The organism is Frigoribacterium faeni (genome assembly GCF_011761235.1).
Classification (GTDB): domain Bacteria; phylum Actinomycetota; class Actinomycetes; order Actinomycetales; family Microbacteriaceae; genus Frigoribacterium; species Frigoribacterium faeni_A.
Map to the genome: position 1 here is coordinate 117,791 of NZ_JAAOYW010000002.1, position 15,146 is coordinate 132,936.

Genomic DNA, 15,146 nt, shown 5'->3' on the forward strand with positions numbered 1-15,146 from the left:
CCTAGGAGGCGCGCCTCGCCTTCACGACCACGTCGCGGACCGTCGTGGTGCCGCCCGCCGTCGCGGGGACCTGCCGCGCGCGTGACTCGGCCACCTCGACCGTCCAGCCGCCGCCCGGCACGGCCGCGAGCACGTCGTCGACGGTGAACATCAGCTCCTCCTTGCCGTGGCGACCGGCCCCGGCCTCGAGGTCGCCGAGGTCGTGGCCGACGACGAGCAGGGTGCCGCCCGGCGCGACCGCCGCGACGAGCGCGCGGAACAGCTCCGACCGCACCGGCTCGGCGAGGTGCATGAACTGCGACGACACGAGGTCGACCGACTCCGGGGCCGGGGCCCAGTCGGCGAGGTCGTGCTGCTCCCAGGTGATCCGGGCCGCCGCCTCCTCGTCCACCTCGGCCGCACGGGCCGCCGCCTTGTCGAGCGCGGCCTGCGCCAGGTCGACGCCGAGCACGTGCCAGCCGCGGGCGGCCAGCCAGATGGCGTCGCCGCCCTCGCCGCTGCCGACGTCGAGCACGCGGCCCGGCTCGAGCGGCGACGCCTCGGCGACGAGCACGGGGTTGGGGGCGCCGCTCCACTGCAGGCCGGGGGCCGAGTAGCGGTCCTCCCACCAGGCGCGGCCGTAGTGGTCGGCGGCGGCGGGGTAGCCGGGCGGGCGGGCGGGGGCGGCCCCGGCGGGCCGCCCGTCGCCGTGCCGGTGCTCGTGCCCGTCGCCGTGCCCGTGCTCGCGCCCGTGCGCCTGGTGGTCCGTCGTGTCGGTCATCGTCGTGCTCCCTCGAGTCCGTGCCGGCGGTCGCCGAGCACCCTGGTCGTGTTCTCGGCCTCGGCGCGCACGCCGAACGGCCGGCGTCGCCGCGCGACCGCGTCGTCCGTGTCTGCCGTGATGAGGTCGGAGTTGACGGCGATCGCCACCCGCACCCCCGACGCGGCCGCCGTGACCACCTGCATGGCCGCGTCGGCGACGTTGCCGGCGAGGTGCAGACCGGGCACGGCCGTCGCCCCGGTCAGCGGGTCGGACGGGATCACGGTGCCGAGGCCCATCGGGTGCGGCTCGTGCTCCAGGCCGAGGGGGCCGAGCAGGTCGCCGTTCGGGTGCACCTCGGCCGCGACGGCCAGCGCGCCGACCGGCACGACGGGCGCCCCGTCGACGACGACGCCCGTCAGCACGTCGTCCTCGACCCGCAGCGACCGCACCCGCCCGACCACGACCTGCACGTCGCGGGCGGCGAGCCGCTCCCACTCGTCGTCGGTCGGCTCGGGGGCCTCGTGCACGAACAGCGTCACCGACGGGCTCCACTGACGGAACATCAGCGCCTGGTGCACGGCGAACGGGGTCGTGCCGAGCACGCCGACCACCCGGTCGCGGATCTCCCAGCCGTGGCAGTAGGGGCAGTGCACGACGTCGCGGCCCCAGCGCTCGGCGAGCCCGTCGACGTCGGGCAGCAGGTCGGTGAGGCCCGTCGTCACGACGACGCGCCGGGCCCGGACCGTGTGGTCGGCACCGCCCCGGGTCGTGAGCGAGACCGTGAACGAGGAGGCGCCTCCTGCGCCCGCCCCCGGGGCCCGCGCCTCGGCGGGCGAGCCGGTGCCGCGGTGGTCGCCGTCCGTGCGCTCCAGCCGCGTCACGGTCCCGTCGACGACCTCGCCCCCGACGTGCTCGACCTCGGCGCGGCCGAGGCGGGTCAGCTCGCGGGGCGCGACGCCGTCGCGGGTGAGGTAGCCGTGCACGCCCTCGGCCGGGGCGTTCCGGGGCTCGCCGGCGTCGACGACGAGCACGCGGCGGCGGGCTCGGGCGAGGGTGAGGCCGGCGCTCAGGCCGGCGGCGCCTCCGCCGACGACGACCACGTCGTAGTGGTCGCCGGCGGGGGAGCCGAGGGGGGACTGCGGGACGTTCGTCATGGTGGTGACCTCCTGCTTCGATGGTCGACCCGCACCTCCTCGACCTGCAAGCTCCTTTGCCGATGTGGCAAGATCGGCGGCATGGTCCCCGAGCACCCGCGCCTCCCCGGCAGCGCCTCCGGCAGCGCCCCCGACACCACGACGGACGACGTGCTGGCGGCCGTCGGCCCGCGACTGCGCGCCCTGCGGGCGACGAGCGGCCGCACCCTCGCCCAGCTCGCCGAGGCGACGGGCATCTCGGTGAGCACCCTCTCGCGGCTCGAGTCGGGGCAGCGCCGCCCCGCCCTCGAGCTGCTGCTGCCGCTCGCCCGGGTGCACGGCGTGCCCCTCGACGAGCTCGTCGGCGCCCCCGAGACGGGCGACCCGCGCATCCACCTGCGACCCGTGACGATGCACGGCCAGACGATTCTGCCGCTGTCGCGCGGAGGCGGCGGGCTGCAGGCGTTCAAGCACGTCATCGAGGCGGACGTGCCCTCGGGCGAGCCCGACCCCCGGGTGCACGAGGGGTACGAGTGGCTCTACGTGCTGCGCGGACGGCTGCGGCTCGTGCTCGGCGAGCACGACCTCGTGCTGCCCGCGGGCGAGGCCGCCGAGTTCGACACGCGCACGCCGCACTGGTTCGGGCGCGTGGGCCCGGGGGCCGTCGAGTTCCTCAGCCTGTTCGGCCGCCAGGGCGAGCGGATGCACGTGCGGGCGGCCCCGCCCGGGCGCCTCGGGGCCTGAGGGCTGCGCCGCCCGGCCTACTTGGCCTGCCCGGGCGCTGTCGTCCGTCGAGGGCGGGTCTTCTGGTTCGAGGGCGGGTCGCGACGGACCCGCCCTCGGCCCGGAAGACCCGCCCTCGGGCTCGGGTTCCGGCTCGGGCACGGACGAGCACGCGAGGAGGCGGCGGGCGCGACCCGAGGAGGCGGCGGGCGCGACCTGAGGAGGAGCGAGGTTCATCCCCGAGGCGGGTCGCGGTCATCCCTGGGCAGGCAGCGGCGGGCCCGGGCGCCTTCGTACGCTCGGGGTCCGGACGTCCGACGTCCCCGAGCGGGCCCCGCCCGCGCGATCCAGGAGACCCTCCATGACCTCACGCCCCACCGCGCCCGGCGCGCCGTCCGCGGCGCCCGCGCGTCCCGCGCCCCGGCGACGCCTGCGCACGACCCGCCGCCTCGCCGCCGTCACGGCCACGGCCGCCGTCGCCCTCACCGCCCTCGCGGGCTGCTCCCTCGAGTCGCCGGAGCCCCTCGTCGTCGGCTTCACGGCCACCTCGGCCGAGCCTCGCCCGTCCCTCGGCGCCGGCGCGGCCGACGCCGTCTCGGCGCACGCCCTCGCCGCCCACCAGCCCGCCGAGGGCAGCGTCGACGTCGTGGTGCAGGGCACCCCGTCGTCGACGGCCCACGACCTCACCCCGATGCTCACGGCCGACCGGGTGCAGCAGGTGCCGGACAAGCGGGAGGCGGCGGTCGCCGACGCCCTCGACGGTCTCGACGCCGACGTGGCCGGGCTCACCGCGGGCGGCGAGGGGCTCGACCTGCTGTCGGTGCTCGCCTCCGCGGCGGCGCTGCACGACGGCGGCTCGGTCGTCGTCGTGTCGAGCGGTGTGCAGACCGCCGACCCGCTCGACCTGCGTCAGCTCGGCTGGTCGTTCGACCCGGCCGCGGTCGCCTCGACGCTCGCCGACCAGGGCGCGCTGCCCGACCTCTCGGGCCACGACGTCACCTTCGTCGGGCTCGGCCGCACCGCCGGCACGCAGCCCGCGCCGTCGATCTCGTCGACGACACGGCTGACCGAGCTCTGGCTCGCGATCTGCGACGCGGCCGGCGCGACCAGCTGCACCGACGGAGGAGCGGGCGCCTCCGCGGAGGCGCCCGCCGCGTCCTCGGCCGTCCCGGTCGTGCCCGTGACGAGCGACGCCACGCCGTGCACGGCCCCGCTCGTGCTGTCGGCCGCCGTGCTCTTCGGCGGCGACTCGGCCGCCCTCGGGTCGTCGGCGGACGCCGCGCTGCAGGGCGTCGCCGACGAGCTCGGCCGCTGCCCCGCCGGTGTCGCGGCCGACGTCACCGGCCACGCGGCCGACACCCGGGCCGGCGTGGTCGACGGCGAGCAGCTCAGCCTCGAGCGGGCCCAGGCCGTGCACGACGCCCTCGTCGCCCTCGGCGTCCCGGCCGGCGCCCTCGGCGAGGTCGCCGGCCGCGGCGACGCCGACCCCGTCGTCGACGACCTGCCCGGCGGCGTCTTCGACGAGCAGCTCGCGGCGCAGAACCGCCGCGTCGAGATCACCTTCCGCAGTGAGGACACCGCGTCATGACCGACACCCGCCCCGAGCTCCGACCCGACTTCCGCCCCGAGGCCCGTTCCGCCGCCACCGCTGCCGACGCGCAGGACACGGAGCGCCTGCCGGGCTGGCCGGGAGGCCCGTCCCGCACCGCCGCCGACGCGCAGGACACGGAGCGCCTGCCGGGCTGGCCGGGAGGCCCGTCCCGCACCGCCGCCGACGCGCAGGACACCGAGCGCCTGCCGGGCTGGCCGGACGCCCGCGCGACCGATCGGCTCGACGCCCTCGACCACCCCGGCCGCCTCGACGCCGGCCGGGCGCTCGACCCGACCCTGCCGCAGGTGTTCCCGAGGTCGCTCGTCGCCCCGGAGCCGAGCGCGCCCGCCGTGCCCGCGCAGCCGGGCGCGCCCGGGGCGCCCTCGCCGGCCGCCCCCGTGGCCGACCAGGGGACCGCCGCCCCTGCCGAGCGTGCGCCTGCGCCAGTTCCCGGGTCGCTGCCCGCGCCCCGCCCGGCCGGCACGGCCCCGCGGGCGCGTGCCGTCGAGTCGCTGCCGGCCGGCGACCTCGCCCTCTCTCTCGTGGGCCTCGGCCCGGTCCCCGCGCGGCACGTCGCCGTGGCCCCGCGGCTGCACGACGAGCGGCTGCGCGCCGACCTGCCCGAGGGGGTCGACGAGCACACCCCGCTGGAGGCGGCCCTGCGCCTGCGCACCGAGGTCGCCGCCGAGAGGTGGCTGGCCCGCCGCACGCGGCAGGCGCTCGACCCCGCGGCGCGGCGCCTCACCGCGCTCTCGGCCCGGCACCGCGAGGTGCTGCGGCGGCTCGAGCGGTCCGGCGACGAGCCGATCCTCGACACGACGGGCCGCACCGTGACCCGCGACGAGGCCAGGGCGACCGCGGACCGTCTCTCGGTCGCGATCGAGGAGTCGCTCGACTCGGGCTCCGAGCAGCACCGCACCGAGTCGCCGGCCCGCAAGCGCCTCCTGCTGTTCTTCGTGCTCGCCGACTTCGCCCTCTTCGCCTACTTCATGTCGCGGGTGCTCAACGTCGACGTCTTCATGCCGGCGACCGACCCGATCGCGTTCACGACGTCGATCGTCTTCGCGCTGCTGTTCACCCTCGGCGTCGCCTACGCGCTGCACCACTTCGGCCACGCGCACCGGGCGCACAAGGACTCCTCGGGCGAGGTCGTGGTGCCCGAGGGAGCCGTGCAGCTGAGGCTGCAGCTCGTCTTCGTGCACGTCCTCACGGTGCTGCCCGGCATCCTGATCGGCGTCCGCATCGTCGACGACGCGCTCGTCTCGGGGGCTCCGCTGCCGCTTGCGCTGCTGCTCGGCGTCGCCATCGGCGTGGTGATGGCCGGGATCGGGCACCTGATCTACCGCACGGAGCTGCGCGACGGCACGAGCGCGACCGACCGCCTCCTGCACCTCGGCCGGCACCTGCGCAGGGCGCACCGTCGCGAGGCCGTGCTGCACCGCGAGCTCGACCGGATCGAGCGACGGGCCCTCGTGCTGTCGGCCCGCGCCGAGCGGGCGGCCGCCCGCATCGAGCAGAGCGGCGACCGGCGGGCCAACCGCGGCCCGGCCACGCGCACCCTGCGGTACACGAGGTCGCTGGCCGGCACGGTGCACGTCGGTGCCGCCCTGCCTCAGGTGCGTCCGGCCCGGAGCGGGCTCGACGAGGCGCTGCGCCAGATCCGCGACCCCCGCGTCGCGGACCTCGGCGACTGAGCGACCCGCGCCCCGCGCGCGGCGCCGTGCGCCCGGGACCCCGCGTCAGGACCTGACGGAAATGAGACGTCCTGGACCGGGGCCCCGGGCCACGACGTCCCAGAACCGCCACGACGGCCCGGCACCGGGCGCGCGCGAGCGCGTCCCGCGCGGAGAGGTCCCCAGTCCCGCCCTCGACGTCGCCCGGCCAGCACACGGTGATGAGACGTCGTCGGTGAGACGTCACCTGTGCGGCGTGCGGGGCGTGCATCATGCAGGGATGGCGCTGCCCTCGCGCCGACAGGGGCCGGGATGACCGCCGGCCACGGCTCGTGCTCGCTCCGGGAGGCGTCTACCGACTCTCCGCGCGCGGTGGTGCCGTGTCTCAGGTCAGCAGGTCCGCCTCCCAGTTGGTGCGCTGGATCTCGACGTCGAGCTCGCGCAGCTCACGGGCCGTGTCGTCGGCCCGGCGCCGCAGCTCGGAGACGGGCAGCGCGGCGAACTGGCGCAGCTCGCTGCGCAGCTGCCGGAACCCGCTCCCGGCGCCCTGGGCGGCGTCGGCCGCCCCGGCGAGCAGGGAGTGCCTGGCCCGCAGCGTCTCGCGGCGGGCCAGCGCGGCGGTCATCGTGCGTCCGTCGGCGAGCAGCACGGAGGCGTTGGTCAGGTTGACGGCGACGACCAGCTCCTCGAGGCGGTCGAGCGACTGCGACACCTCGTCGACGAGGGCGGCGGCGTCCTCCGCGGGCTCCTCGCCCTCCTGGTAGCGGGCGTTCTGGCGGATCCGCTCCTGCGCCTGCGCGACACGACGCTGCAGGTCGGCTCGGGTCATGAGGGCCTCGGCGAGCTTCATGGGCCCATCCTGCCAGCCCGGTCGGCTCGAGGGCGGGTGTTCCGGGCCGAGGGCGGGTGCCGGCGGACCCGCCCTCGGCCCGGAACACCCGCCGTCGACGCAGGCGGCACGCGGCTGAGAGCGAAGGAGGCGGCGGCACGGCCGCCCGCCCAGCCACCGGGAGCAGGATGTCGCCATGAGAGCGAAGCGCACCGAGCCCGGGCCCGGCCAGGAATCCGTCTGGGACTACCCGCGTCCGCCCCGCGTCGAGGCGCGGTCCGAGCGCATCGTCGTGCGGCTCGGGGGCGAGGTCGTCGCGGACACGACGAACGCCTTCCGCGTCCTCGAGACGAGCCACCCGCCGGTCTGGTACCTGCCGCGCGACGCCTTCGTCGAGGGCGCGCTCGCGCCCGGCGAGGGCCGCAGCATGTGCGAGTTCAAGGGGACCGCCCGCTACGTGGACGTGCGGGGCGGCGGGACCACCGCCTCCTCGGCCGGCTGGACCTACCCGAGCCCGTGGCCCGGCTACGAGGTGCTCGCCGACCACGTCGCGCTGTACCCGAGCCGGATGGACTCGTGCGAGGTCGACGGCGAGGTCGTGCAGGCCCAGGACGGCGACTTCTACGGCGGCTGGATCACGTCGACGGTGGTCGGCCCGTTCAAGGGCGCCCCCGGCACGCTGGGCTGGTAGCCAGCGACGCCGCGGGGCCGCCGGCAGCGCGGCGACGCCGCCGACCCGCGGTGCGCGCGGCTACGACGCCGGGCTGGCCGTCAGCGCGGCGACGACGGTCTCGGCGTCGTCCCACCACCTCGTGTAGTGGTCGGGATCGGCGTTGACCTGCACGGCGTGGGCGGCCTGGGTGGGGGTCAGCTCCTTCCAGCCCGGGATGCGCACGAGCTTCGTGAAGAAGCTCGTCGCGGCCGTGTACGGGTCCATGCGCTGCTCGTAGGTGCCCCACTGGCCGTTGTCGCGCTGTTGGAACAGCCCGCGGCTGTCGGGCCCGACCTCGTCGCCGTGGTCGATGTTGCGCAGGCTCGACTCGCCCATCGCCGTCATGACGCCGATGGCCTGGGTGTGCGTGCCGATGCCCTGCGCCTTCGCCGCCTCCATGATCCAGGCGGCGTTGACCAGCCGGTCCTGGCAGTAGCCGGCGACGGGGCCGGCCGGCACGCTGATCGTGCCGACCACGACGGGCTCGACGTCGGGGCAGGTGACGCCGACCGCGACCGGCTCGGAGGGCTCGTCGGGCGTGCCGGCGAGCGAGGTCACGACCATGACGAGCGCCACGACGAGGGCGACGACGCCGCCGCAGAAGACGACGGAGGCGGCGATCACGAGACGGCGCACGGCGGGCTCCCGGGGCGGTGACGAGGTCGGACGAGTCAGGACCCGACCGAGGATAGGGGCTCGCCCTGGACGGACCCGGGAGGCCTGCCGAGGAGGCGGCCTAGACGAACTCGGACCGGTCGGCCAGGTAGGCGCGCAGCTCCCGCAGCTCGTCGGCGCCCTGCCCCCAGCGGACGTGCACGACGCCGTCGCGCAGCAGCAGCGGGTCGGCGGCTCCGCTCCGCAGCGACTCGGCGTCGAGCGGCAGGGGCACGTGCCCGAAGTTGACGACCTCGCCCTCGGTGAACCGCCGCGACGCGGCACGGCGGGCGTCGCGGCGCTCCTCGACCGAGGCCGAGAGGTTCTGCTCGCGCTTCGGCTCGGTGGCGCGGGTGATCGAGCCGGTGGCCCAGGCCCGGCCGTCCCGGTCGAGCAGCAGGACGCCGAGGCGCCAGGCACGCCCCGCGGGCTGCATCGACGCCGAGGTGTGCACGAGCAGCAGCCGGCGCGACGGCTTCACCGTCGCGAGGGCCTCGTCGCGCGCGTGCCGGGCGTCGAGGGCGGCGGCGGTGTCGCGCAGCAGCTGCGCGAGGTCGGCGGCGGCCGTGACGGCCTCGTCGTCGCTCACCGCGCCTCCTCGGGGCCGTGTCGTGGGGTGGGGCTCGGGCAGGTCAGCTGTCGTAGCCGTGGTCGAGGAAGTCCTCGACGAGCTCGACGACGAGCGCGTGGTCGTCGGCCTGCGGCAGGCCCGACACGCCCACGGAGCCGACCACGCCGACGTTCCGCACGATGACGGGGAACACCCCGCCGTGCGCGGCGTAGAGCGCGGTGTCGAGGCGGGACTTCTCGTCGAAGGTCGCGCCGTCGACGCGGAACTGCTCGCCGACGCGGAACGAGCTCTTGCCGTACCGCTCGACGACGCGGGCCTTGCGGTCGAGCCACTCGTCGTTGTCGAGGCTCGTGCCGGGCAGCGCGGCGTGGAACGCCCGCTGTCGGCCGACGCGCACGGCGATCGTGACGGCGAGGCCGCGGCTGCGGGCGCCCGCGAGCACGTGGGCTCCGAGGTCGAGGGCCGTCTCGGCGGTGAAGCGACGGAAGACGAGACGCTCCTCCTGCTCGGCGAGGGTGCGCAGCAGGGTGTCGTCGGTCATGGTGCCTCCGGGTCGTCGGGTCGAGCGGGCGTCGTCGCCTCCGTCGAGCCTAGACGGCAGCGCCGGGGGCGACGTCGAGGGGCCCTCGCCTCAGCGGCGACCGCCCGCGGCGGCGAGCTCGCTGCACTCGTCGCGGCCGACGGCGCGGCAGTAGACGTCGGCGAGCTCGGCGGCCGACAGCGACCAGGGGTGCTCGACGGCGCGCTCGCGGGAGGCGCAGGCCAGGCGGGACCACAGCTCGCGGTCCGCGAGCAGCCGGGTCACGGTCGCGCCCCAGACGGCCGGGTCGCGCGTGTCGAGCACGACGCCCGTGACGCCGTCCACGACGGACTCGCGCAGGCCCCCCGAGGAGGCGGCGACCACGGGGACCCCGCTGGCCGCGGCCTCGAGGGCGATCAGCCCGTAGGTCTCGGAGTGCGACGGCACGAGCACGAGCCGCGCCTCGCGCAGCAGGCTCGCCAGGCCCTGACGGGTGCGCGGCCCGAGGAACCGCACGTCGAGGCCGGACCGGTCGGCCAGGGTGGCCAGCTCGCGCTCGTAGCCGGCGAACTCCGTGGAGGCGCCCCCTGCGATCACGAGCTCGGGACGCAGGTCGGCGGGCACCGCCGCGACGGCCTCGATCGCGAGGTCAGGGCCCTTGAGCGGCTCGAGGCGGCCGGCGACGACGACGGTCGGGCGCGACGACGTGCCCGTCTCGCCGGCCCCGAGCGGGCGGAACAGCGACGCGTCGACGCCGGGCAGCACGACCGCGACCCGGGCGGGGTCGCCGCCGAGGCGCGTCGTGACGGTGTCCGCCTCGGCGTGGCTGATGGCGACGACGGCGTCCGACTCGCGGGCCAGCATCGCCTCGCCGGCCAGGCGCCCGGGGGACTCGGCCCGCTCGCCGTGCGAGAGCGGGGTGTCGTCGGCCGCGGCGATCGAGTGGAAGCTCTGCACGTGCGGGATGCCGCGGTCGCGGGCCACCGGCAGGGCGGCGACGCCGCTGAACCAGTGGTGCGAGTGGACGACGTCCCACGGCCCGAGCTCGGCCAGGCGCTCGCCGAACTCGGCGACGAACTCCTCGTGACGGCCCTTCGTGACCGGCTCGGCGGGCCCCGCGGCGACGAGGCGCAGCACGACGCCCGGCGCGAGGTCGACGACGTCGGGGCCGTCGGGCGACGACCGGCGCGTGAGGATCTCGACGTGGTGGCCGGCCGCGCCCAGCGCCTCCGCCTGGTTGCGCACGACGACGTTCATGCCGCCGACGTCGCCCGAGCCGGGCTCGGCGCCCGGCGAGGTGTGGAGCGAGACGAGCGCGATGCGGAGGGGTGAGGTCACCGCCCGAGCGTACCCGTCGAGGCCCGTCCGGCCCCGCGCGGCCGCCGCGGGCATACGGTGAGGCATGGCGAGCGAGGCGACGATGCTGCAGGTGGGCGACCGCGAGGTCCGGATCTCGAGCCCGGGCCGGGTGCTCTGGCCCGACCTCGGCGTGACGAAGCTCGACCTCGCCCGGTACCTCGCCGCCGTGGGCGACGCGTTCGTCCGGGCGAACGGCGACCGGCCCGTCTCGCTGCAGCGCTTCCCCGCCGGGGTCGACGGCGACGACTACTTCTCGAAGAACCCGCCGAGGGGCGCCCCCGACTACGTGCGGAGCGTCGAGGTCACCTACCCCAGCGGCCGCTCGCACCCCCAGCTCGTGATCGACGAGCCCGCGGCGGCCGTGTGGGCCGCGCAGATGAACACGGTCGTGTTCCACCCGTGGGCCTCCCGGGCCGAGACCAGCGACCTGCCCGACCAGTTGCGCATCGACCTCGACCCGCAGCCCGGCACCGACGTCGCGGACGCCGTGCCCGTGGCGCACGAGCTGCGCCGCGTGCTCGCCGACGCCGGCCTGACCGCGTTCGTCAAGACGAGCGGCAACCGAGGCCTGCACGTCTTCGCCCCGATCGAGCCGACGCGGGAGTTCCTCGACGTGCGGCACGCCGTCATCGCCGCCGCGCGCGAGCTCGAGCGCCGCCTGCCCGACGCCGTCACCACGAACTGGTGGAAGGAGGAGCGCGGCCGCCGCGTCTTCGTCGACTTCAACCAGGCGAACCGCGACCGCACCATGGCGGGCGCCTGGTCTCCCCGGGCGCTCGCCCGCGCCTCCGTGTCCACGCCCCTCGCCTGGGACGAGCTCGACGGGGTCGACCCCGGGGCGCACACCGTGCTCACCGTCCCCGGCCGCCTCGCCGCGACCGGCGACCCGTGGGAGCGGATGCACGACGACCCCGGCACCGTCGACGAGCTGCTCTCGTGGTGGGAGCGCGACGTCGAGGCGGGCCTCGGCGAGCTGCCGTTCCCGCCCGACTTCCCCAAGATGCCCGGCGAGCCGCCGCGCGTGCAGCCGAGCCGCGCGAAGAAGCAGCCGTAGGAGGCGCCGGTCCCGACCCCGGGACCGGCTCAGGGGCGGACGAGCACCTCGCCGAGGTCGTAGGCCGCGGGCACCTCGAGCTGGTCGAAGCCGCACGAGCGGGCGTCCCGGTCGTCGCGCCAGCGCTGCACCTGCACGGTGTGCCGGAACCGCTCGCCCTCCATCTGGTCGTACCGCACCTCGACGACGCGCTCGGGGCGCAGCGGCACGTACGAGACGTCCTTGCCCGACGAGAACCGGCTGCGGTCCGTCTCGGCGTGCGCCACGCCTCCGTCGTCGTCGCGCTGCACGAGGTCGGCGAGCTCGTCGACGAGCTCGAGGCGACGGGCGTCCGAGAACGCGGAGGCGCCTCCCACGTTCCGCAGCTCGCCGTCGGCGTCCCAGAGCCCGAGCAGCAGCGAGCCCACGCCCTGGCCGCTCTTGTGCACCCGGTAGCCGAGCACGACGCAGTCGGCCGTGCGGTGGTGCTTGACCTTGAGCAGCGTCCGCTTTCCGGGCGAGTAGGAGGCGGCGAGCGGCTTGGCCACGACGCCGTCGAGCCCGGCGCCCTCGAACTCGACCAGCCAGCGGCGGGCGACGTCGGCGTCGGTCGTCGTCCTGCTGAGGTGCAGGGGGGCCTCGACGCCCGCGAGCAGGCGCTCCAGGGCGGCGCGGCGCTCGCCGAAGGGGCGGTCGAGGAGGCTCTCGTCGCCCTCGGCCAGCAGGTCGAAGGCGACGAACGAGGCCGGGGTCTCGGCCGAGAGCGTCGCGATGCGCGAGGCCGCCGGGTGGATGCGCTGCGAGAGGGCGTCCCAGTCGAGCCGCTCGCCCCCGGCGCCGCCGCGGCGCAGGACGATCTCGCCGTCGAGCACGCACGGGCCGGGCAGGAGGCCGGCGAGCGCCTCGACCAGCTCGGGGAAGTACCGGGTCAGCGGCTTCGAGCCGCGGCTGCCGATCTCGAGGTGCTCGCCGTCCCAGTAGACGAGGCCGCGGAAGCCGTCCCACTTCGGCTCGTACGACAGGCCGCCCTCGACGCTGTCGGCGTCGGGCACGGTCGCGACGGCCTTGGCGAGCATGGGGGTGATCGGCTGGTCGGCGGTGGGCACGGCAGCGGACGGGCTCGGGGTGCGTGGCGGCGTCATCGCCCGAGTCTGCTCGCTGCCGCGTGGCTGCGCACTGCACCGGGTCTCGTTCACCGCACCGGGTCTCGTGCACCGCACCGGGTCTGGACGCGGTGCGGTGCACGGGACCCGGTGCGGGGAGCTCGAGGAGGCGGCGGGTCAGCCCGGGAGGTCGGCGGCACGGCCCGCGGCGCGCAGGTGCCACTCGGTCTGTGCCAGGGCGGAGGCGAGGGGCAGGCCGCTCATCGAGCGCAGCCCGCCGCGCCAGCCCGTCATCGCCTCGGCGACCCGCCAGACCGACGGGCGGCGAGCGCCGGCGGCGAGCAGCCCGTCGAGGGCGGTGACGGCGTCGCGGGTGCGCTCCTCGCGGTGGGCGACCAGCGCCTCCGCCCGCTCGGCCAGGCCGGTGAACCGGTACTCGTGGCCGGGGCAGACCTCGAGGGCGTCGGCGCCCGGCCGGTCGAGCTCGGCGACGCGGGCGAGCGAGGCGAGCACGTCGTCGAGCGGGTTCGTCGCGGTGCGGCCGCCGAGGCCGATGCCGGGGTTGACGGTCGGCAGCACGTGGTCGCCGGTGAAGACGAGGCGCTGCTCGGGCTCGACGAGGCACAGGTGCCCGGAGGTGTGCCCGGGCGTGTGCACCGCCCGCAGGCGACGCCCCGCGACCGGCAGCTCGTCGCCGTCGTCGAGCAGCAGGTCGGGGACGACGTCGACGAGGAGGCGCCCCGACCCCCACGAGGCGACCAGCGCCTCCTTCGCGTCGGCCGGCACCTGCCAGCGCTCGACGTCGGCGTCGGCGGCACGGGCGTCGTCCGGACGGGAGGCGAGCGCACGCTGCTCGGCGGGGTGCATCGCGAGGCGGGCCCCCGTCGCCCGCCGCACCGCGTCGGCCGCGCCGAGGTGGTCGACGTGCAGGTGGGTGGCGACGATCAGGTCGACGTCGCCGAGCTCGTGGTCGATCTCGTGCAGCACGGCCCGCAGCCGCTCGATGGCGTCGGGGGAGGGCCAGCCCGGGTCGACGAGGACGAGGCGGCCGTCGGAGCCCTCGACGAGGTAGCCGAACGACGAGTCGGCGACGCCGGAGGTCGGCGGCGAGGTCAGCGACCAGACGCCGTGCCGCACCTCTTCGAACGGGGGCGTCGAGCCCGTGCGCAGCGCCTCGGCCTGCACGGCGCTGAGCGGGGCGGGAGCAGGCACCCGGCGAGCCTAGCCCGCCCCTGCCCCCGCCCCGCCCTGCCCTTGCGTCTGCCCCGGTGTCAGCCCCTGCCCGGCCCGGCTCTGCTCTCCCCGTTCAGGAACACGCGTCCTGACCCGGCACGAGGGAGGGACCGAGCGTCCTGAGTCGTGCACGGATCAGGACGCCGTGCCGCGCCGTTCCTGAGTCCTGACGCCGCCCCGCCGGCTCAGCCCTGGGCGACGTCGATGAGCACCTTGCCCGTGACCCCGCCCTCGACGGCGTCGTGCGCCTCGGCGGTCTGCCCGAGCTCGAAGCGGTGCAGCGGCAGGCCCGCGTCCTCGCCCACGGGCAGGGCGCCGTCGCGGACGGCCGCCGTGACGTCCTCCGCGGCCGCCTGCAGCGCCTCCTCGCCCACCGTGTAGAGCAGCACGAACTGGTACCGGGTGTTGGTGCCCATGTTGGCGCGCAGCGGCAGCTGGACCTCGTCGCCGCCGTCGTTGGCGTAGATCGCGACGGAGGCGCGGGTCGCGACGACCGCCGCGACCAGCTCGGCGTTCTGCCGGATCGACACCTCGACGACGATCTGCACGCCGTCCGGCGCGATGCGGCGGATCTCGGCGGCGGCGTCCTGCTCCTTGTAGTTGACGACGTGGTGCGCGCCGGCCGCCCGGGCCAGCGCGGCCTTCTCGTCGCCCGAGATCGTCGTGACGACGGTCGCGCCCGCCCACGCGGCGAGCTGGATCGCGGCGTGGCCGACGGCGCCCGCACCGCCCGAGACGAGCACGGTCACGCCGTCGAGCGCACCGGGGGAGAGCCGCGAGGGGCCGTCCTCGTGCACCGTCAGCGCGCGGTGCGCCGTCATGGCCGGCACCCCGAGGCTCGCCCCGAGGTCGAACGAGGCGCCGTCGGGCAGGGCGACGACGCGCTCGCGCGGCAGCACCGTGTACTCCTGCGCCGTGCCGGTCGCGTGCCCGTTCGCCGAGATGAACGACCAGACCCGGTCGCCGACCGCCAGGTCGTCCACGCCCTCGCCGACCGCGTCGACGACGCCCGAGCCGTCCTGGTTCGGGGTGACCTCCGGGTACGGCACGTCGCCGCCGCTCGTCGTGCCCGTGCGCGACTTCCAGTCGGTCGGGTTGACTCCCGACACGACGACGCGCACCCGAACCTCGCCGGGCCCCGGCTCGGGCACCTCGCGCTCGACGAGGTGCAGGACGGACGACGGACCGGTCTCGGTGTAGATGATCGACTTCATGCCCCCAGTCAACGACGCGGCGGCGACCCGTGTTCCGTCCGGCCCTACATCGACGA

Annotated in this window: 15 protein-coding genes; 5 read left to right on the plus strand and 10 right to left on the minus strand. The window is 76.5% G+C overall.

Annotation, left to right across the window (positions count from 1 at the left end; all coding sequences use genetic code 11):
* Position 1: 1 nt before the first annotated feature.
* Both FHR78_RS06995 and FHR78_RS07000 read right to left on the minus strand, forming a co-directional pair.
* Complete coding sequence (locus FHR78_RS06995; protein WP_166759828.1) at positions 2-760, minus strand: class I SAM-dependent methyltransferase; 759 nt, start codon at positions 758-760, stop codon at positions 2-4.
* Positions 757-1,896: an NAD(P)/FAD-dependent oxidoreductase gene (locus FHR78_RS07000; protein ID WP_166759829.1), complete on the minus strand. Its 1,140-nt coding sequence runs from the start codon at positions 1,894-1,896 to the stop codon at positions 757-759. The genes FHR78_RS06995 and FHR78_RS07000 overlap by 4 nt, the downstream gene beginning before the upstream one ends.
* A gap of 81 nt (positions 1,897-1,977) precedes the next feature.
* Here FHR78_RS07000 and FHR78_RS07005 point away from each other — a divergent pair, with 81 nt between their 5' ends.
* The 3 genes from FHR78_RS07005 (at position 1,978) to FHR78_RS07015 (ending at position 5,883) form a co-directional block, all read left to right on the plus strand.
* Entirely contained in the window at positions 1,978-2,619 is a 642-nt protein-coding gene (locus FHR78_RS07005) for a helix-turn-helix domain-containing protein (protein WP_166759830.1), read from the plus strand.
* A gap of 340 nt (positions 2,620-2,959) precedes the next feature.
* Positions 2,960-4,186 (plus strand): OmpA family protein, encoded by a 1,227-nt coding sequence (locus tag FHR78_RS07010; RefSeq protein WP_166759831.1) that lies wholly within the window; start codon positions 2,960-2,962, stop codon positions 4,184-4,186.
* Positions 4,183-5,883, plus strand: coding sequence for a hypothetical protein (locus tag FHR78_RS07015; protein ID WP_166759832.1), 1,701 nt, complete (start codon positions 4,183-4,185; stop codon positions 5,881-5,883). Before FHR78_RS07010 ends, FHR78_RS07015 begins: the two co-directional genes overlap by 4 nt.
* Positions 5,884-6,247: 364 nt before the next feature.
* Here FHR78_RS07015 and FHR78_RS07020 read toward each other — a convergent pair whose 3' ends face one another.
* Positions 6,248-6,712, minus strand: a complete 465-nt coding sequence (locus tag FHR78_RS07020) for a DIP1984 family protein (protein WP_166759833.1) — start codon at positions 6,710-6,712, stop codon at positions 6,248-6,250.
* Positions 6,713-6,887: 175 nt separating this feature from the next.
* Here FHR78_RS07020 and FHR78_RS07025 point away from each other — a divergent pair, with 175 nt between their 5' ends.
* Positions 6,888-7,382, plus strand: a complete 495-nt coding sequence (locus FHR78_RS07025) for a DUF427 domain-containing protein (protein ID WP_166759834.1) — start codon at positions 6,888-6,890, stop codon at positions 7,380-7,382.
* 60 nt (positions 7,383-7,442) lie between these two features.
* Here FHR78_RS07025 and FHR78_RS07030 read toward each other — a convergent pair whose 3' ends face one another.
* From FHR78_RS07030 to FHR78_RS07045, 4 genes are all read right to left on the minus strand, one after another.
* Entirely contained in the window at positions 7,443-8,039 is a 597-nt protein-coding gene (locus FHR78_RS07030; protein WP_166759835.1) for a hypothetical protein, read from the minus strand.
* A 100-nt stretch (positions 8,040-8,139) separates the two neighbouring features.
* A complete protein-coding gene (locus tag FHR78_RS07035) occupies positions 8,140-8,646 on the minus strand; it encodes a hypothetical protein (RefSeq protein WP_166759836.1) in 507 nt (168 codons plus the stop codon).
* Positions 8,647-8,689: 43 nt separating this feature from the next.
* Positions 8,690-9,169 (minus strand): heme-degrading domain-containing protein, encoded by a 480-nt coding sequence (locus tag FHR78_RS07040; RefSeq protein ID WP_166759837.1) that lies wholly within the window; start codon positions 9,167-9,169, stop codon positions 8,690-8,692.
* A gap of 90 nt (positions 9,170-9,259) precedes the next feature.
* Positions 9,260-10,486 carry a glycosyltransferase gene (locus tag FHR78_RS07045; RefSeq protein WP_347878104.1) on the minus strand — a complete coding sequence of 409 codons (1,227 nt, stop codon included), beginning with the start codon at positions 10,484-10,486 and terminating at the stop codon, positions 9,260-9,262.
* A 64-nt stretch (positions 10,487-10,550) separates the two neighbouring features.
* Here FHR78_RS07045 and ligD point away from each other — a divergent pair, with 64 nt between their 5' ends.
* Positions 10,551-11,561, plus strand: coding sequence for a non-homologous end-joining DNA ligase (gene ligD, locus FHR78_RS07050; protein ID WP_166759838.1), 1,011 nt, complete (start codon positions 10,551-10,553; stop codon positions 11,559-11,561).
* Between the two features lie 29 nt (positions 11,562-11,590).
* Here the strand turns inward: ligD and FHR78_RS07055 are convergent, their stop codons facing one another.
* The 3 genes from FHR78_RS07055 to FHR78_RS07065 all read right to left on the minus strand — a co-directional run bounded on the left by FHR78_RS07055 (position 11,591) and on the right by FHR78_RS07065 (position 15,090).
* Positions 11,591-12,682 (minus strand): ATP-dependent DNA ligase, encoded by a 1,092-nt coding sequence (locus tag FHR78_RS07055; RefSeq protein WP_279589938.1) that lies wholly within the window; start codon positions 12,680-12,682, stop codon positions 11,591-11,593.
* Positions 12,683-12,820: 138 nt separating this feature from the next.
* A complete protein-coding gene (locus FHR78_RS07060; protein ID WP_166759839.1) occupies positions 12,821-13,855 on the minus strand; it encodes an MBL fold metallo-hydrolase in 1,035 nt (344 codons plus the stop codon).
* Positions 13,856-14,061: 206 nt separating this feature from the next.
* The gene (locus FHR78_RS07065) at positions 14,062-15,090 is read right to left on the minus strand and encodes an NADPH:quinone reductase (RefSeq protein ID WP_166759840.1); all 1,029 of its coding nucleotides are present in this window, start codon (positions 15,088-15,090) and stop codon (positions 14,062-14,064) included.
* Between the last annotated feature and the right edge of the window lie 56 nt (positions 15,091-15,146).